Below are 14,905 nucleotides of genomic sequence, written 5' to 3'. Positions count from 1 at the left end.
ACGGACACAGGAAGACCGGACCGAGGAGCGGGGATGACAGTCACGGGCATCGACAGCACCGTCCTGCGGGAGTTCGAGCAGGACGGGTTCACCGTCGTACGGGGGTTGTTCGGGGACGAGGAGATCGACCGGCTGTGCGCGGAGTTCGCGGCGCTGCACGCGGCGGGGCGGCCGGTGCCGGGGCACTTCGTGCCGGGGCCGACGGCGGATCCGCTGCACCGGTATCCCCGGGTGATGCAGCCGCACGAGATCAGCTCCCTGGCGCGGGAGTTCCTCCTTGACGCCCGGCTGCGGGTGATCCTGGAGGGGCTGTTCGGGGAGGAGGTGCTGGCCGCGCAGAGCATGTTCTACTTCAAGCCGCCGGGGGCCCGGGGGCAGGCGCTGCACCAGGACAACTTCTATCTGCGGGTGGAGCCGGGGACGTGCGTCGCCGCGTGGGTCGCCTGTGAGGCGATCGACCGGGAGAACGGCGGTCTGGAGGTGGTGCCGGGGACGCATCGGATGGACTTGTTCTGCCCGGAGGAGTCGGACGCGGAGCTGTCGTTCGCGCGGGAGTACGTGGCACCGCCGGAGGGGCTGGCGGCGGTGCCGGTCGATATGGCGGCGGGGGATGTGCTGTTCTTCAACGGGAGTCTGGTGCACGGGTCGCAGCCGAATCGCTCCGCCGGGCGGTTCCGGAGGTCGTTCATCGGTCACTATGTGGGGCGGTCGGCGGTGCGGATCGGGGAGTTCTACCGGACGTTGAGCATGGGTGGGGAAAGGGTTCCCTTGCTGGAGAGTGAGGGGGCCGGTCCGTGCGGGACGGAGCGGTTGTGATCTGGCTGCGGGCCGGATGTGGTTGCTCGCGCAGTTCCCCGCGCCCCTGGAGGGGCGCTTCAGTGGCCGGAGATGGGATGGGGGCCGTAGGGCTGCTGGAGTTCTTCCAACTCCTTGTCGCTGAGCTGTAGTTCTACGGCTGCCACCGCGTCGTCGATGTGGTGGGGCTTGGAGGCGCCGATGATCGGGGCCGTCACCGTGGTCTGGTGGAGGAGCCAGGAGAGGGCCACCTGGGCGCGGGGGACGGCTCGGTCGTCGGCGATGCGGGTGACCGCCTCGACGATGGCGCGGTCGCCGTCCTGGTAGAGGCGGTTGCCGAAGTTGTCGCTGGCGCTGCGTTCGGTGACGGTGCCCCAGTCACGGGTGAGGCGGCCCCGGGCCAGCGGGCTCCAGGGCAGGACGCCCACGCCCTGGTCGGCGCAGAGCGGCAGCATCTCGCGTTCCTCCTCGCGGTAGAGGAGGTTGTAGTGGTTCTGCATGGAGACGAACTTGGTCCAGCCGTGCCGCTCGGCGGTGAACTGGGCCTTGGAGAACTCCCAGGCGTACATCGAACTCGCCCCGATGTAGCGCGCCTTGCCCGCCTTGACGACGTCGTGCAGCGCCTCCATCGTCTCCTCGATCGGGGTGGTGTGGTCGTAGCGGTGGATCTGGTAGAGGTCGACGTAGTCGGTGCCGAGGCGGGTGAGGCTGTGGTCGATCTCGGAGAGGATCGCCTTGCGGGAGAGTCCGCCGCCGTTGGGGCCGGGGCGCATCCGGCCGTGCACCTTGGTGGCGAGGACGATCTCGTCGCGGCGGGCGAAGTCGCCGAGCGCCCTGCCGACGATCTCCTCGCTGGTGCCGTCCGAGTAGACGTTGGCGGTGTCGAAGAAGTTGATGCCCGCGTCCAGTGCCTGCCGGATCAGCGGGCGGGACGCCTCCTCGTCGAGGGTCCACTCGTGGGTGCCGCGGTCGGGCAGGCCGTAGGTCATGCAGCCGAGGCAGATCCGGGACACGTCCAGACCGGTGCGGCCGAGCTTCACGTACTCCATCGTCGTCTCCCGCCGTCGAGATCATGCCGTACAGAGCCGAGCGTACGTCGGTTCGGCGTCCGGTCTCTCGCCGCGTGGCGGTAACCGGACGGCGTCAGGTCCCGTCCAGGAGGTCCAGGGCACGTTCCCAGGCGAACTCGGGGCGCCTGCCGTCGGCTTCGGGGTCGCCGGTGTACCGGGCGCCGAAGCGGACGCCCAGCCCGCGCAGCCGGGTCAGGCTCTCCCGGTAGGCGGGGTGGGCGGCCAGCGCGTCGGCGACACAGGGCAGGACGGCGATCGGGACGCCCAGGCCGAGGGCCTCGCACAGGGTGCCGACGGCGAGGGTGTCGGCGAACCCGGCGGCCCATTTGTTGACGGTGTTGAAGGTGGCGGGGGCGACGGCCACCGCGTCCGGCGGCGGGAAGGGGCGCGGGTCGGCGGGGCTGCGCCAGGCCGAGCGGACCGGGCGGCCGGTGCGTGCCTCGGCCTCGGCGGTGTCGAAGAAGCCGTTCATGGCGACCGGGGTGGCGATGACCCCGACCTCCCAGCCGCGCTCCTGGGCCGCCGCGACCAGTTTTCCGGCGCCGGCGGCCACGCCCGCCGCGCAGACGACGAGGTAGAGGAAGGGTTTCGCGGTGGCGTCGGTCATCCGGGAACCCTATGCGGGTGCTAGCGGAGCGGGAAGGTGAGGCCCCGCTCGGACTCGGGGCGCGGGCCGTGGATGCGGCGCTCGTGCTCCTCGATCGGGACGTCGTTGATGCTCGCCTCGCGCCGGGTCATCAGTCCGTGCTCGTCGAAGTCCCAGAGTTCGTTGCCGTACGACCGCCACCACTGTCCGGCCGCGTCCCGGCACTCGTACTGGAAGCGGACCGCGATGCGGTTGCCGTCGAAGGCCCACAGGTCCTTGCGCAGGGCGTAGTCCCGTTCCCGCTCCCACTTGGCGGTGAGGAGGGCGACGATCTCGGCGCGGCCGGTGACGAAGGTGTCGCGGTTGCGCCAGACCGAGTCCTCGGAGTAGGCGAGCGCCACCCGTTCGGGATCGCGGGTGTTCCAGGCGTCCTCGGCGGCCTGGACCTTCTGGACGGCGGTCTCGTGGGTGAAGGGCGGCAGGGGCGGGCGGTCGGCCATGGTCTCCTCCTCAGATCGGAGAACGTACGTTCTCCCGGTCGCTGCTACCGTATGAGAACGCACGTTCTCTCGTCAAGGAGTGGCCCATGGACAGCGCGGTCGCGCGTGAGCAGGCACTGGACGCCGCCGAGCGGCTGTTCTACGGGCGCGGGGTGCAGTCCGTCGGCATGGACGACATACGCGGCGCCTCCGGGGTCTCCCTCAAGCGCCTCTACCAGCTCTTCCCCGCGAAGGAACAGCTGGTGGTGGCCTATCTGGAGCGGCGGGACGTGCGCTGGCGGCAGCGGCTCGCACAGTACGTGGAGGGGCACCCGGATCCCGGGGAGCGGCTGCTCGCCGTCTTCGGCTGGCTGGAGCGGTGGTTCGGCGAGGAGGACTTCCGGGGGTGCGCGTGGATCAACGCGTACGGCGAGCTCGGCGCCACCTCCGAACCGGTGGTGGCCCAGGTCCGGGACCACAAGCGGGCGTTCCGGGACTATCTGGCGGGACTGGTGGCCGCCGCCGGGCTGGACGCCGCGCTCACCGGGCCGCTGTTCCTGCTCGCCGAGGGGGCGATGGTGACGGCGGGCATCGACGGGAGCACGGAACCCGCGGCCGAGGCGCGCGAGGCGGCCCGGGTGCTGCTGCGCGCCGGGTGACCTCAGCCGGCGGCGAGTGCCGCGAGCGCGGCGCGGGCCTCGGCGAGGGAACCGGCGGCGGCTTCCTCCAGACCGGCCAGGTAGGGCAGTACGTCGACGCGGGTCAGCTCGGCGGCGACCGGGTGGAAGTGCTCCGGCCGGACGCCGAGCCGGCCCCACCACGCCCTCAGGTAGGGGGTCTGGAAGTCCAGCGCCTCCCGGCCGGTCTCCGGGCCGTAGGCGCCGCCTCGTGCCATGACGGCGACCACGCGGGTGTCGGCCAGCAGGCTCTCCCCCGTGTCCGGGTGGGCGAAGGCGCCGGGGAAGGTCACCCGGTCGATCCACGCCTTCAGGGCCGCGGGTGGCGCGAAGTTGTACATCGGGACGCCGAGCACGACCGTGTGCGCGGCGGCCAGCTCGGTGACCAGCGGCAGGGTCAGCTCCCACTCGCGGGCCTCGGCCGGGCTCTCGACCAGCGCGGGTACCTTGGCGGGCGGCACCAGGCCCGCGCGCTCCACCCGGCGGCCCAGGGCGGGATAGGCGGCCGTGAGCGGCGGCACCGGCACGGCGGCCAGGTCGCGGTGGCGGTACTCCGCCGCCGGATGCCGCTCGCGCCAGCTCCGGGCGAAGGCCGCGGTGAGGCGCCTGGTGACGGAGTCGGCGGTCGCGTCGGCGCTGGAGTCGATGTGCAGCAGCATGGGGTGGTCACCTCGGTCGGTTCGGGTTCGTCGAGGGGGTGACGGAGCACGGAACGGAAAGGTGACCCATGGACGGGCACGAGGAGCTGGCGGCGGAGTTCGAGGCGCGGCGCGGGCGGTTGCGGGCGATCGCGTACCGGATGCTGGGCTCAGCGGGGGACGCCGAGGACGCGGTCCAGGAGGCCTGGCTGCGGCTGAGCCGCGCGGGCGGCGCCGGGGTCGGGAACCTGAGCGCGTGGCTGACCACCGTCGTCTCCCGGATCTGCCTGGACATGCTGCGCGCCCGTCGCGAGCTGCCCTACGGCGAGGAGCCGCCGGAGCGTGCGGTCGCCGCCGGGGACGGCCCCGAGGAGGAGGCCGTGCTGGCCGACTCGGTGGGGCTCGCCCTGCTGGTGGTGCTCGAGACGCTGAGCCCGGCGGAGCGGGTGGCGTTCGTGCTGCACGACCTGTTCGCGGTGCCGTTCGAGCGGATCGCCGCGATCACCGACCGTTCGCTGCCGGCCGCGAAGAAGCTCGCCAGCCGGGCCCGGCACAAGGTGCGGGGCACGCCCGCGCTGCCGGCCGCCGAGCTGGACCGGCACCGCGGGGTGGTGGAGGCGTTCCTGGCCGCCGCCCGGGGCGGTGACCTGGGCGCACTGCTCGACGTGCTCGCCCCGGACGTGGTCCGCCGCGCCGACCCCGCGGTGCTGCCGCCGGGCATGGCGACGGAGCTGCGCGGTGCCCGGGCGGTCGCCGAGGGCACCGTGCTGCTGCGCCGGCGCGCCCGGTCCGCCGTACCGGCCCTGGTGGACGGCCGGGTCGGGCTGGTCGTCGCCCCGTGCGGACGGCTGCTGTACGTCCTGCGGGTGAGCGTCGAGGGCGACCGGGTGGCGGCCTACGAGGTGGTCGCCGACCCGGCGCGGCTGCGGGGGCTGGAGCTGGCGGTGCTGGACGCGCCGGCTAGCCCGTCGGTTCCTTGACGGTGATGGCGTGCACCGGGCAGGCCCGGGCCGCGTCCTTGACCAGCGGGTCGCCGCCGCCGTCCTCCTTCCCGGGCAGCAGGGTGCTGTAGCCGTCGTCGTCCTGGGTGAACACGTTCGGGGCGGTCAGGGCGCACTGGCCGGCCCCGATGCAGACGTCCCTGTCGATCTCGATGTGCATGGCAGGAGCCTCTTACCAGGTCACGGGGAGTTCCAGCATCCCCTGGATCGTGTCGCCGGGTTTGAAGGGGATCTTCTCCGGCGGCGCGGCGAGCCGCAGGTCCGGCAGCCGCCCCCAGAGGGTGGTGAGGGCGATCTCCAGCTCGGCGCGGGCGAGGTTCTGGCCCAGGCACTGGTGGATGCCGAAGCCGAAGCCGACGTGGTGCCGTGCCGGACGGTTCCAGTCGAGGGCGTCGGGGTCCTCGTAGACGGACTCGTCGCGGTTGATGACCGAGGTCGCGAAGACCACGCCGTCGCCCTCGCGGATGGTCTCGCCGGCCACCTCGATGTCCTCCAGGGCGACCCGCAGCAGGCCGTCGGCGATGGACAGCATCCGCATCAGCTCCTCCACGGCGGCGGGCATCAGCGCGGGGTCGGCGCGCAGTTCGGCGAGCCGCTCGGGGTTCTGGAGCAGGGTGAAGGTGCCGAGCGAGATCATGTTGGCGGTGGTCTCGTGGCCGGCGACCAGCAGGATCATCGCCAGCGAGAGGACCTCGGACCGGCTCAGTTCGCCGTCGCGCAGCCGCTGGTGGACGAGTTCGTCGAGGACGGCGTCGCCCGGGACCGCGTCCCGTTGCTTGCTGTCGACCAGGTCGCCGAGGTAGCCCTCCAGCTGCGCGCGGGCCTCCTGGGAGTCGGCGGCCGTCGGACCGCGCAGCAGCCGCCTGGACTGCGCCTCGAAGAACTCGTGGTCGGCGTAGGGGACGCCGAGCAGGTCGCAGATGACCATGGACGGCACGGGCAGGGCGAAGGCGCTCACCAGGTCGGCGGGCGGCCCCTGGGAGATCATCGCGTCGAGCAGTTCGTCGACGATCCGCTGGATCGACGGCCGCAGCAGGCTCGCGCGTTTGACGGTGAAGGCCGGGATCATCATCCGGCGCTGGGTCTGGTGCTCGGGGTCGTCGAGGCCGAGCAGGGCGACCCGGCGGTCGCGGACCCCGGCGGCCCGGGCCGTCGGCATCGGGAAGTCGTCCCGCCGGCGGTCGCTGGACAGCCGGGGGTCGGCGAGCAGCGCCCGGGCCGTGCCGTGGCCGGTGACCGCCCACACGGGACGGCCGTCGAAGAGGGTGATCCGGGACAGCCCCCGGCCGTCGCGCAGCGGGTCGTAGCCGGTGGGCGGGTGGTAGGGGCACGTGCGGTCCTGCGGCCAGGCCACAGGGTCGGCCGGGGCCGGAGTGGTGGGTTCCGTCAGGTCCGTCAGTTCGTTCATGGAAGACCTCGCAGACGAATGTGGTACGTCGTGCCGATCTTCATTAGATGCCCGGGGCATCTAGAGGACGACCGCAAGTTCAGCCAGATCGGTGAATCGGGTGATCTGGCCGAACCGCACGCGGTCGGGGGACGGTTCCGCGCCGAAATTCGCTTGCCGGGGCGGCGCGGCGAGCCACAGGATCTGCGCATGAACACTCCTGACGCCCTTACGCCGCTGACCTCCGCGACCGTCCGTCGGGTGCGGGTCCAGCAGCAGCCGGGGCGCCCCTGGAGGCCCGAGCCCGCACGCCCGTGACGGCCGCGCTCGTCGCCGGCCTGCTTGCCGGGTACGGGATCGCCGTCCCGGTCGGCGCGGTCGGCACATATCTAGTGTCACTCACGGCTCGCACGTCCCTGCGGACCGGCGCCTGCGCCGCGCTGGGCGTGGCGAGCGCGGACGGTCTCTACGCCCTGCTCGCCACGGTCGGCGGCGCCGCGCTGGCGGCGGCACTGCTGCCGGTGCTCGGGCCGCTGCGGCTGCTCTCGGCCCTGGTCCTGGTGGCGCTGGCCGTGCGCGGTGCGGCGCTCGCGGCGCGCCAGTACCGGGAGCGGCGCCTGGCGACCCGGGCCGAGCGGCCGGTACCCGGCCCCGGACGGGCGTATCTCGGCCTCCTCGGCATCACCCTGCTCAACCCCACCACGGTCATCTACTTCGCGGCCCTGGTGGTCGGGACCCGTTCCGCGGCGGCGGTACGGCCGCTGGAGCAGGGCGTGTTCGTCCTCGCGGCCTTCGCCGCGTCCGCCAGCTGGCAGCTGCTGCTGGCGGGCGGCGGCGCCCTCCTCGGCCGGGGTCTGACCGGTCACCGGGGGCGCCTGGTCACGGCACTGCTGTCGAGCTGCGTGATGCTGGGGCTGGCGGCCCGGATGGTGCTGTCGCCGGGCTGACGGCCGGTGCGGTCAGGGCGCGAAGGCACGGGCCACGGCGAGGCTGTCCTCGTAGACGTGGTGCCGTACGACCAGACCGTCCCGGACGGTGAGGTGCAGGGCGAAGGCGGCGCGATAGGGGCGCCCGGTGCTCCGGGCGGTCTGCCGGATCTCGCCCAGCACCACCGCGTCGTCGCCGTCGACCAGGATCCGTTCGATCCGGGTGCCGTCCTGCCCGGGGACGTGGTGGGCGGCGAGGTCGCGGTAGTGCGCGGCGGCTCCGGCGCGGCCGGTGCGGTGGGTGATCCACGGGGTGGCCGGGCGGTCGTGCTCGTCCTCGGGCCAGTCCAGCCGCCAGTCGGCGTCCTCGGCGTACAGCTCGGCGGTCCTCTCGGGGTCGCCGGCGGCGATCCGGCGGAGCAGTTCCTCGACGACGGCGCGGGAGCGGGACATGGGTGACCTGCCTGAGGTGTCGGGCGGACGGGGTGTGGGGACGACTGTGCCCGTGGCGCGCGGAGTGCGCGATTACCCGTGGGGTAAGCGGGCCGGTGTCGTGCGGATGATCCCGGGCACTCCGCGTGTTGAATCATGACGTCAGTGATGGCAGCGACGAGACGAGGGACGGACCTCATGCCTCTTGAGGGCGAGTACGAGCCCAGCCCGACCGCCTGGGTGCGCGACCAGGTCGAGCTGTACGAGAGCTCGGGCGGGACGAAGGGCACCACCCTGATGGACACCGGGATGCCCGTCATCCTGCTGACCACGCTGGGAGTGAAGAGCGGGAAGATCCGCAAGACGCCGCTGATGCGGGTGGAGCACGACGGCGCCTACGCGGTGGTCGCCTCGCAGGGCGGTGCGCCCAAGCATCCGGTCTGGTACTTCAACGTCAAGTCGCAGCCGCATGTCGAGCTGCAGGACGGTCCGGTGAAGCAGGACATGACCGCCCGCGAGGTCACCGGCGCGGAGAAGGCCGCGTGGTGGGAGCGGGCCGTCGCCGCGTACCCGCCGTACGCCGAGTACCAGGAGAAGACCAGCCGGGAGATCCCGGTGTTCGTGCTGGAACCGCAGTAACGGGGAACTGACGGTTCCGGGAATCCTTTCCGGCCGGGGACCGTCGGAATTTAGAAAAATCTGTTTCCGGCACGCATGAACCGCTTCCGCGCCGGGCAGCCGGAAGTCAGGGCCCCGCCGCGTTCCCCCGTCGCGGCGGGGCCCTCTTGTGCCTGCCCCGGCCGCCGGGCCCGTGCGCCCGGGCGCGGTCGGTCTGCCCCGGTCCGGGCCGTCGCGCCGTGCCCGTGACGGAAATCAGGGAATGTGGTGCACCGGGCCCATTTCGGCCCTCGACCCGTCCCCCGGGCAAGGAGCAGGCATGAGCGGTGACGGCAACACCTCGTTGGGGCACAAGGCGTTCTCCCGGTCCCCGAGTCATTTCGCGGACCGGATCACGGCGGACGGCCGGGACGGCTGGCCGGTGGCGGCCGGGCGGTACCGGCTGGTGGTCAGCCGGGCCTGCCCCTGGGCGAGCCGGGCGCTGGTGGCGCGGCGGCTGCTCGGCCTGGAGGACGCCCTGTCGCTGGCCGTCGCCGACCCGATCCAGGACGACCGCAGCTGGCGTTTCACGCTCGATCCGGGCGGCCGTGACCCGGTGCTCGGCATCCGCTTCCTCGGTGAGGCCTACGACCGGCGGGAGACCGGCTACCCGGGCGGGGTGAGCGTGCCGGCGGTCGTGGACGTGCCGAGCGGGAAGCTGGTCACCAACGACTACCAGCAGCTCACCCTGGACCTGGCCACCGAGTGGACGGCACTGCACCGGGACGGCGCGCCGGACCTGTACCCGCTGCGGCACCGGGACGAGATCGACGCGGTGACGGCCGAGGTGTACCGGGACGTCAACAACGGTGTCTACCGGGCCGGGTTCGCGCACGAGCAGCAGGGATACGAGGAGGCCTGCGCGGCGGTGTTCCGGCGGCTCGGGCTGCTCGCCGAGCGGCTGGCCGGGCAGCGCTACCTGGTCGGGGACACGATCACGGAGGCCGACATCCGGCTGTTCACCACGCTGGTCCGGTTCGACGCCGTCTACCACGGCCACTTCAAGTGCAACCGCTGGAAGATCACGGAGAACCCGGTGCTGTGGGCGTACGCCAGGGACCTCTACCAGACACCGGGATTCGGTGACACCGTCGACTTCGACCACATCAAGCGGCACTACTACCAGGTCCACACCGGGATCAACCCGACCCGTATCGTGCCCCTCGGCCCGGATCTCACCGGGTGGCTGACGCCCCATCACCGGGCGGAGCTCGGCGGCCGGCCCTTCGGGGACGGGACTCCGCCCGGCCCGGTGCCGGCCGGCGAGGAGGTTCCGGCCACGGGGCGGCCCTGACAACGCGGAGGCAGGCATGGCCAAGAGCAGGAAGAAGCTGAAGCTCCCCCTCGTCTACGCGCCCCTCGGCTTCGTGCTGAGCTGGGCCGGCGGGGCGCTGGGCGCGCTGGTCTTCCGCCGGACCTGGCGGGCGCTGCGGGGCGAGGACGACGCGCCGGACGCCCTGGACCGCGACCGCGGCTGGGGTGAGGTGCTGCTCGGCGCGGCGCTCCAGGGCGCCGTCTTCGCGGTGGCGCGCAGCGCCGTGGACCGCACCGGCGCCACGGCCATACAGCGCTCCACCGGGGTGTGGCCCACGGCCCGCAAGGCCGGCCGGGACCTGGTCAGCCCGCCGGAGGCGGGGAAAGACGGAGCGTGAAGGAGTGCCCGGCCGGGTCGGAGCAGCTGCGCTCCTCGTACGGCCCGGCCGGGCCCCGGGTCTCGGTCGGCAGCCCGCCGAGGCCGACCACCCGGCGCTCCGCCTCGTCCAGGTCCTCGACCAGGAGGACGAGGTGGGCCTGGAGGGTGGCCTCGGGGCGCGGCCAGCTGGGCGGGGTGGCGTTGCCGTCCCGGCGGAACGCGATCCGGACCCCGTCGGCGCCGCGCACCTCGATGAGGTCGGTGGCTGTGTCACCCGGCTCGCCGTCCAGTAACTGCCGGTAGAAATGGGCGAGTTTCTCGGGTTCGGCGCAGTCGAGCACCACGACGGCCGCGGTCACCAGTGCCATGTTTCCTCCCTGGGCAGGTCCTGCCGGTGCGTCTGTCCCCGATCACCGGAATCAGTCGGCCGCCGGTCGATTCCCGTCGTAGCCGTCAGGCACCGCCGGCCGCCCGGATCTGGGCGAGCCGGGCCTCCGCCGCCGTCAGCAGCAGGTCCAGGGCGGCCGGGTAGGAGCTGCCCCGCATCGAGGCGACGAGATGGCGGGCGGTGGCCGCGATGTTCGGGTGGGTGGCGGCGGGCAGCCGGGCGTAGATCGCCCGCCAGACGTCCGCCTCGGCCTCCCGGGCGGGCTCCGGCAGGGCGGTGGTCGCGGAGTCGAGGGCGCCGTAGGCGAGGGCCTGGTCGACGAAGGCGTGGTAGACGCGGACCGCCTCCGGGTCCGGGAAACCGGCGCCGCGCAGCACCCCGAGGATGGTCTCGACGGCCTGGATCTCGTACGTCCGGCCGGTCACCCGGTGGGCGCTGAGCCCGGCCGCGCGGGGATGCGCGAGGGCACCCGCGTGCATGCGCAGGCCCAGGTCGCGCAGGTCGGCGCGCCAGTCGCCGGTGGGCCGCCAGAGGCGCAGGGTACGGCCGATCAGCTCGTCGGCGACGGCCAGCATCAGGTCGTCGGTGTGCCGGAAGTACCGGTACAGGGAGCTGGGGTCGGCGCCCAGGGCGCGGCCCAGGCGGCGCACGGACAGGGCCTCGGCGCCGTGCTCCTCGATCAGCCGCATCGCGGTCTCGACGATCAGCTCCTCGGACAGGACCACGCCCTGTTTGGTGGGGCGCCTGCGCTGCCGGGCGCCGGCCGCGACGACTCGTTCGCTCATGGGGCCTCCCTTCCTGCCGCCGCACCTTATGACAACACCGTTGACCTGTGAAGTGCACCGGCAGTTTCATGTCCGGTCACCGGGGCCGACCAGTCCGGCCCCCCGGTGCGAGCGGAGTGCTGGCCATGACCGACAAGCCCTACACAGTCGACCCCCCTGAGTTGCGCAGATCCCTCGGTGTCCTCGACGGCATCGCGGTGGCCGCGTCCAGTACGGCCGCCACCACCAGCATCGGCATCGGCCTGGGGGTGACGGCCGGGGTGGTCGGGCTGCATCTGCCGGCCATCATGCTGCTGGCGTTCCTGCCGGTGCTCGGTATCGCGGGTGCCTACTCCCGGCTGAACCGGGTGGAGCCGAACGCCGGCAACGGCTATGTGTGGGTGGGCCGTTCGCTCAATCCCTGGCTCGGCTTCCTGGTCGGCTGGGTCAACATCGTGGCGACGGTGGCCTTCCTCGCGTACACCACGGCGGTCACCGGCTCGGCGATCCTGCAGCTGGCGGGCGAGGCCGGGGTGCACCGGGTCGGCTCACTCGCCCTGGATCCCGGTTCGACGGCGCAGACCACGGCCGTCGGCATCTTCGTGCTGATCGCCGTCACCCTGACCGCGATCACCGGTATCCGCACCGCCGCCCGGCTCCAGACCGGGCTGCTGGTCTTCGAGTACGTGGTGCTGCTCGGGTTCTGCGGGTACGGCATCGTCACCGGACCGCACCCCTTCAGCCTGAGCTGGTTCGACCCGTTCGCGATCCCCTCGGCGACCGCGCTCGCCCAGGGCCTGCTCCTTTCGGTGTTCTGCTACTGGGGGTTCGAGGCCGCGTTCAGCGTGAACGAGGAGGTCCGTGACCCCCGGGACGCCTCCCGGGCGGGCCTGATCACCCTGGTGACCATGCTGGGGCTGTTCCTGCTGGGCTCGGTGGCCTTCCAGCGGGTGCTCTCGGAGAAGGAGCTGGCCGGGCACGGGGCCGAGGGGCTGGCGTTCTTCGGCGACCGGCTGGCCGCGCAGCCGTGGGCCGCGCTGCCGCTGGTGGCGCTGATGTTCTCGGCGGTGGCCTCGCTGCAGGCCGGGGTGATCCCGACGGCCCGGGGCATGTTCGCGATGAGCCGGGACCGTACCCTCGGGCCGGTCTGGTCCAGGGTCAGCGCCAAGTACGGCACCCCGGCGGCCGGGACGCTGCTGATCGGGGCGCTGGCCACGGCGGTCGCCGCGCTCGCCCTGGTGATCCCGCGGCTGGCCGACATGATCATGGCGACGGTGAACGCCGTCGGTATCGTCGTCGCGCTGTCGTACGCGCTCACCGCGCTCGCCGCCGCCGCGCGCTTCCGTTCGCTGCTGCGCGAGGACTGGCGGCAGGGCCTGCGGGCGGTGGTGCTCCCGGCGCTGAGCGCCTGCGCGCTGCTGGGGCTCGGCGGCTATCTCGGCTGGTCCTTCTACACCTCGGCCGACCACTTCGAACTCAGCCCGGACAACGGCTGGTTCCTGCTGACCACCCCGCTGCTGATGATCGGGTCCGGGTTCGCCGCTGCCGCCTGGGCGAAGTACGTGCGCCGCTCGCCCTACTTCCGCACCGGCGAGGGCACGGACGCCGACGCGCCGCGACTGCTCACGACCTCCAACTAAGGAACAGGAAACATGCACGCAGATCTCCTCTTCACCGGCGGCCCCGTGCTCACCCCCGAGGGCCGGACGGCGACCGCCGTCGCGGTCACCGGGGAACGGATCACCGCCGTCGGGTCCGCCGAGGACCTCCGGGAACTCGCCGGGCCGGGCACCGAGGTGGTCGACCTCGCCGGGCGGCTGCTGCTGCCCGGGTTCCAGGACGCCCACGTCCATCCGGTGCCGGCGGGGCTGGAACTGACCCAGTGCGACCTGTCCGGGCTGCGGACCGCCGAGGAGACGGTGGCCGCCGTCCGCGCCTATGCCGAGGCGCATCCGGAGCGGGAGTGGGTCCTGGGCGGCGGCTGGTCCATGGAGGCGTTCGCGGGCGGTACGCCGACGAAGGAACTGCTCGACTCCGTCGTACCGGACCGGCCGGTGTACCTGCCCAACCGGGACCATCACGGGGCCTGGGTCAACAGCCGCGCCCTGGAGCTGGCCGGGATCGACCGCGACACGCCCGACCCGGCCGACGGGCGGATCGAGCGGGACGCGTCCGGCGCGCCGAGCGGGACGCTGCAGGAGGGGGCGATGCGGCTGGTGGGGCGGCTCGCGCCGGCGGCGGGCCCGGCGGACCGGCTGGCGGCGCTGCTGCACGCCCAGCGGCATCTGCACTCGCTCGGCATCACGGCCTGGCAGGACGCGCTGGTCGGGGAGTTCCTCGGCATGGACAACCCGGCCGAGGCGTATCTCGCGGCGGCCCGGGACGGTTCGCTGACCGCGCGGGTGGTGGGGGCGCTGTGGTGGGACCGGGAGCGCGGCGCCGAGCAGATTCCCGAACTGGTGGAGATGCGGAACGCGTTCAGCCACGGCCGGTTCCGGGCGGGCACGGTGAAGCTGATGCTGGACGGGGTCGCCGAGAACGGCACGGCCGCGCTGCTCGACCCGTATCTGGACAAGTGCGGCTGCGCGACGGGCAATCGGGGCAAGAGCTTCATCGATCCCGGTCACCTGCCCAAGTACGTCACCGAGTTGGACGCGCTCGGCTTCCAGTGCCACTTCCACGCGCTGGGCGACCGGGCGGTCCGGGACGCGCTGGACGCGGTCGAGGCGGCGCGGACCGCCAACGGGACGAGCGACACGCGGCCCCACCTGGCGCATCTCCAGGTGGTGCACCCGGCCGACGTGCCGCGGTTCGCCCGGCTCGGCGCCACCGCGAACATCCAGGCGCTGTGGGCCGCGCACGAGCCGCAGATGGACGAGCTGACGATCCCGTTCCTGGGGTCCGAACGGGCCGGATGGCAGTACCCGTTCGGGTCGCTGCTGCGCTCCGGGGCGCGGCTCGCGGCCGGCAGCGACTGGCCGGTGAGCAGTCCCGACCCGCTGCAGGGCATCCATGTCGCGGTGAACCGGGTCGAACCGGGCGGCGACGCGCCGGTGTTCCTGCCCGGGGAGCGGCTGGCCCTGGCGGACGCGGTCACGGCGTACACGGCCGGTTCGGCGTATGTGAACCACCTGGACGACACCGGCCGGGTGGCGGTCGGGGCGCTCGCGGACCTGGTGGTACTGGACCGCGACCCGTTCGCCGGGGACCCGGAGGGCATCGCGGACACCCGCGTCGCGCGCACGTACGTGGGGGGCGCGCGAGTGTACTCAACTCCGGAGTGATCAGCAGTAACAGGCGTCACGGCGTGGGCGGGGCGTAGATCATTTACGCTCTGGGCAGCCTCGTACCGCTTCACGGCTCAACTTTCGAGCCACGAAGGCCAGTTCGAGTGCACGGGTGGCCGACGGGCCACCCGTTCGCAGGGCCGGGGGGACTCTGCGCTCCGTCTCCCGAAAGGAAGCACATGCCG

The 14,905-nt window shown here is 72.9% G+C and carries 18 protein-coding genes; 9 read left to right on the top strand and 9 right to left on the bottom strand.

What is annotated here, in order from left to right; translation table 11 throughout:
• Positions 1–33 precede the first annotated feature (33 nt).
• A complete protein-coding gene (locus tag ACGFZS_RS17285; RefSeq protein ID WP_393795767.1) occupies positions 34–816 on the top strand; it encodes a phytanoyl-CoA dioxygenase family protein in 783 nt (260 codons plus the stop codon).
• A 59-nt stretch (positions 817–875) separates the two neighbouring features.
• Here the strand turns inward: ACGFZS_RS17285 and ACGFZS_RS17280 are convergent, their stop codons facing one another.
• The 3 genes from ACGFZS_RS17280 to ACGFZS_RS17270 all read right to left on the bottom strand — a co-directional run bounded on the left by ACGFZS_RS17280 (position 876) and on the right by ACGFZS_RS17270 (position 2,951).
• A complete protein-coding gene (locus tag ACGFZS_RS17280) occupies positions 876–1,844 on the bottom strand; it encodes an aldo/keto reductase (protein ID WP_393795766.1) in 969 nt (322 codons plus the stop codon).
• A gap of 94 nt (positions 1,845–1,938) precedes the next feature.
• On the bottom strand, positions 1,939–2,472 hold the full coding sequence (locus ACGFZS_RS17275; RefSeq protein ID WP_393795765.1) for a flavoprotein: 534 nt from the start codon (positions 2,470–2,472) through the stop codon (positions 1,939–1,941).
• A gap of 20 nt (positions 2,473–2,492) precedes the next feature.
• On the bottom strand, positions 2,493–2,951 hold the full coding sequence (locus tag ACGFZS_RS17270) for a nuclear transport factor 2 family protein (RefSeq protein WP_365694976.1): 459 nt from the start codon (positions 2,949–2,951) through the stop codon (positions 2,493–2,495).
• 86 nt (positions 2,952–3,037) lie between these two features.
• Here ACGFZS_RS17270 and ACGFZS_RS17265 point away from each other — a divergent pair, with 86 nt between their 5' ends.
• Positions 3,038–3,589 carry a TetR/AcrR family transcriptional regulator gene (locus ACGFZS_RS17265; RefSeq protein WP_393795764.1) on the top strand — a complete coding sequence of 184 codons (552 nt, stop codon included), beginning with the start codon at positions 3,038–3,040 and terminating at the stop codon, positions 3,587–3,589.
• 2 nt (positions 3,590–3,591) lie between these two features.
• Here ACGFZS_RS17265 and ACGFZS_RS17260 read toward each other — a convergent pair whose 3' ends face one another.
• On the bottom strand, positions 3,592–4,266 hold the full coding sequence (locus ACGFZS_RS17260; RefSeq protein ID WP_393795763.1) for an FMN-dependent NADH-azoreductase: 675 nt from the start codon (positions 4,264–4,266) through the stop codon (positions 3,592–3,594).
• Positions 4,267–4,334: 68 nt separating this feature from the next.
• Between ACGFZS_RS17260 and ACGFZS_RS17255 the strand changes: the two genes are divergently transcribed.
• Complete coding sequence (locus ACGFZS_RS17255; protein ID WP_393795762.1) at positions 4,335–5,225, top strand: sigma-70 family RNA polymerase sigma factor; 891 nt, start codon at positions 4,335–4,337, stop codon at positions 5,223–5,225.
• On the opposite strand, the gene ACGFZS_RS17250 is transcribed toward ACGFZS_RS17255, so the two are convergent.
• Together ACGFZS_RS17250 and ACGFZS_RS17245 are read right to left on the bottom strand one after the other, a co-directional pair.
• Entirely contained in the window at positions 5,206–5,406 is a 201-nt protein-coding gene (locus tag ACGFZS_RS17250; RefSeq protein ID WP_355709379.1) for a ferredoxin, read from the bottom strand. The genes ACGFZS_RS17255 and ACGFZS_RS17250 overlap by 20 nt on opposite strands.
• 12 nt (positions 5,407–5,418) lie before the next feature.
• A complete protein-coding gene (locus ACGFZS_RS17245; RefSeq protein ID WP_393795761.1) occupies positions 5,419–6,654 on the bottom strand; it encodes a cytochrome P450 in 1,236 nt (411 codons plus the stop codon).
• A 293-nt stretch (positions 6,655–6,947) separates the two neighbouring features.
• Between ACGFZS_RS17245 and ACGFZS_RS17240 the strand changes: the two genes are divergently transcribed.
• On the top strand, positions 6,948–7,580 hold the full coding sequence (locus ACGFZS_RS17240; protein ID WP_393795760.1) for a LysE family transporter: 633 nt from the start codon (positions 6,948–6,950) through the stop codon (positions 7,578–7,580).
• A gap of 12 nt (positions 7,581–7,592) precedes the next feature.
• Here the strand turns inward: ACGFZS_RS17240 and ACGFZS_RS17235 are convergent, their stop codons facing one another.
• Positions 7,593–8,012 carry a nuclear transport factor 2 family protein gene (locus tag ACGFZS_RS17235; RefSeq protein ID WP_393795759.1) on the bottom strand — a complete coding sequence of 140 codons (420 nt, stop codon included), beginning with the start codon at positions 8,010–8,012 and terminating at the stop codon, positions 7,593–7,595.
• Between the two features lie 177 nt (positions 8,013–8,189).
• Between ACGFZS_RS17235 and ACGFZS_RS17230 the strand changes: the two genes are divergently transcribed.
• The 3 genes from ACGFZS_RS17230 (at position 8,190) to ACGFZS_RS17220 (ending at position 10,300) form a co-directional block, all read left to right on the top strand.
• On the top strand, positions 8,190–8,630 hold the full coding sequence (locus ACGFZS_RS17230) for a nitroreductase family deazaflavin-dependent oxidoreductase (protein WP_365694969.1): 441 nt from the start codon (positions 8,190–8,192) through the stop codon (positions 8,628–8,630).
• Positions 8,631–8,928: 298 nt separating this feature from the next.
• Complete coding sequence (locus ACGFZS_RS17225; protein WP_393795758.1) at positions 8,929–9,942, top strand: glutathione S-transferase family protein; 1,014 nt, start codon at positions 8,929–8,931, stop codon at positions 9,940–9,942.
• A gap of 16 nt (positions 9,943–9,958) precedes the next feature.
• Positions 9,959–10,300: a DUF4235 domain-containing protein gene (locus ACGFZS_RS17220; RefSeq protein WP_393795757.1), complete on the top strand. Its 342-nt coding sequence runs from the start codon at positions 9,959–9,961 to the stop codon at positions 10,298–10,300.
• Here the strand turns inward: ACGFZS_RS17220 and ACGFZS_RS17215 are convergent.
• On the bottom strand, positions 10,266–10,649 hold the full coding sequence (locus ACGFZS_RS17215) for a VOC family protein (protein ID WP_393795756.1): 384 nt from the start codon (positions 10,647–10,649) through the stop codon (positions 10,266–10,268). The genes ACGFZS_RS17220 and ACGFZS_RS17215 overlap by 35 nt on opposite strands.
• A gap of 85 nt (positions 10,650–10,734) precedes the next feature.
• Positions 10,735–11,454, bottom strand: a complete 720-nt coding sequence (locus tag ACGFZS_RS17210) for a TetR/AcrR family transcriptional regulator (protein WP_393795755.1) — start codon at positions 11,452–11,454, stop codon at positions 10,735–10,737.
• A 125-nt stretch (positions 11,455–11,579) separates the two neighbouring features.
• On the opposite strand from ACGFZS_RS17210, the gene ACGFZS_RS17205 reads away from it, so the two are divergent.
• Positions 11,580–13,073 (top strand): APC family permease, encoded by a 1,494-nt coding sequence (locus tag ACGFZS_RS17205; RefSeq protein WP_393795754.1) that lies wholly within the window; start codon positions 11,580–11,582, stop codon positions 13,071–13,073.
• Positions 13,074–13,085: 12 nt separating this feature from the next.
• Positions 13,086–14,717 carry an amidohydrolase gene (locus ACGFZS_RS17200; RefSeq protein WP_393795753.1) on the top strand — a complete coding sequence of 544 codons (1,632 nt, stop codon included), beginning with the start codon at positions 13,086–13,088 and terminating at the stop codon, positions 14,715–14,717.
• Positions 14,718–14,905 lie beyond the last annotated feature (188 nt).

The organism is Streptomyces sp. NPDC048288 (assembly GCF_043201555.1).
In the GTDB taxonomy this organism is placed as follows: Bacteria; Actinomycetota; Actinomycetes; order Streptomycetales; family Streptomycetaceae; genus Streptomyces.
This window is presented reverse-complemented; position numbering and strand designations above follow the sequence as displayed.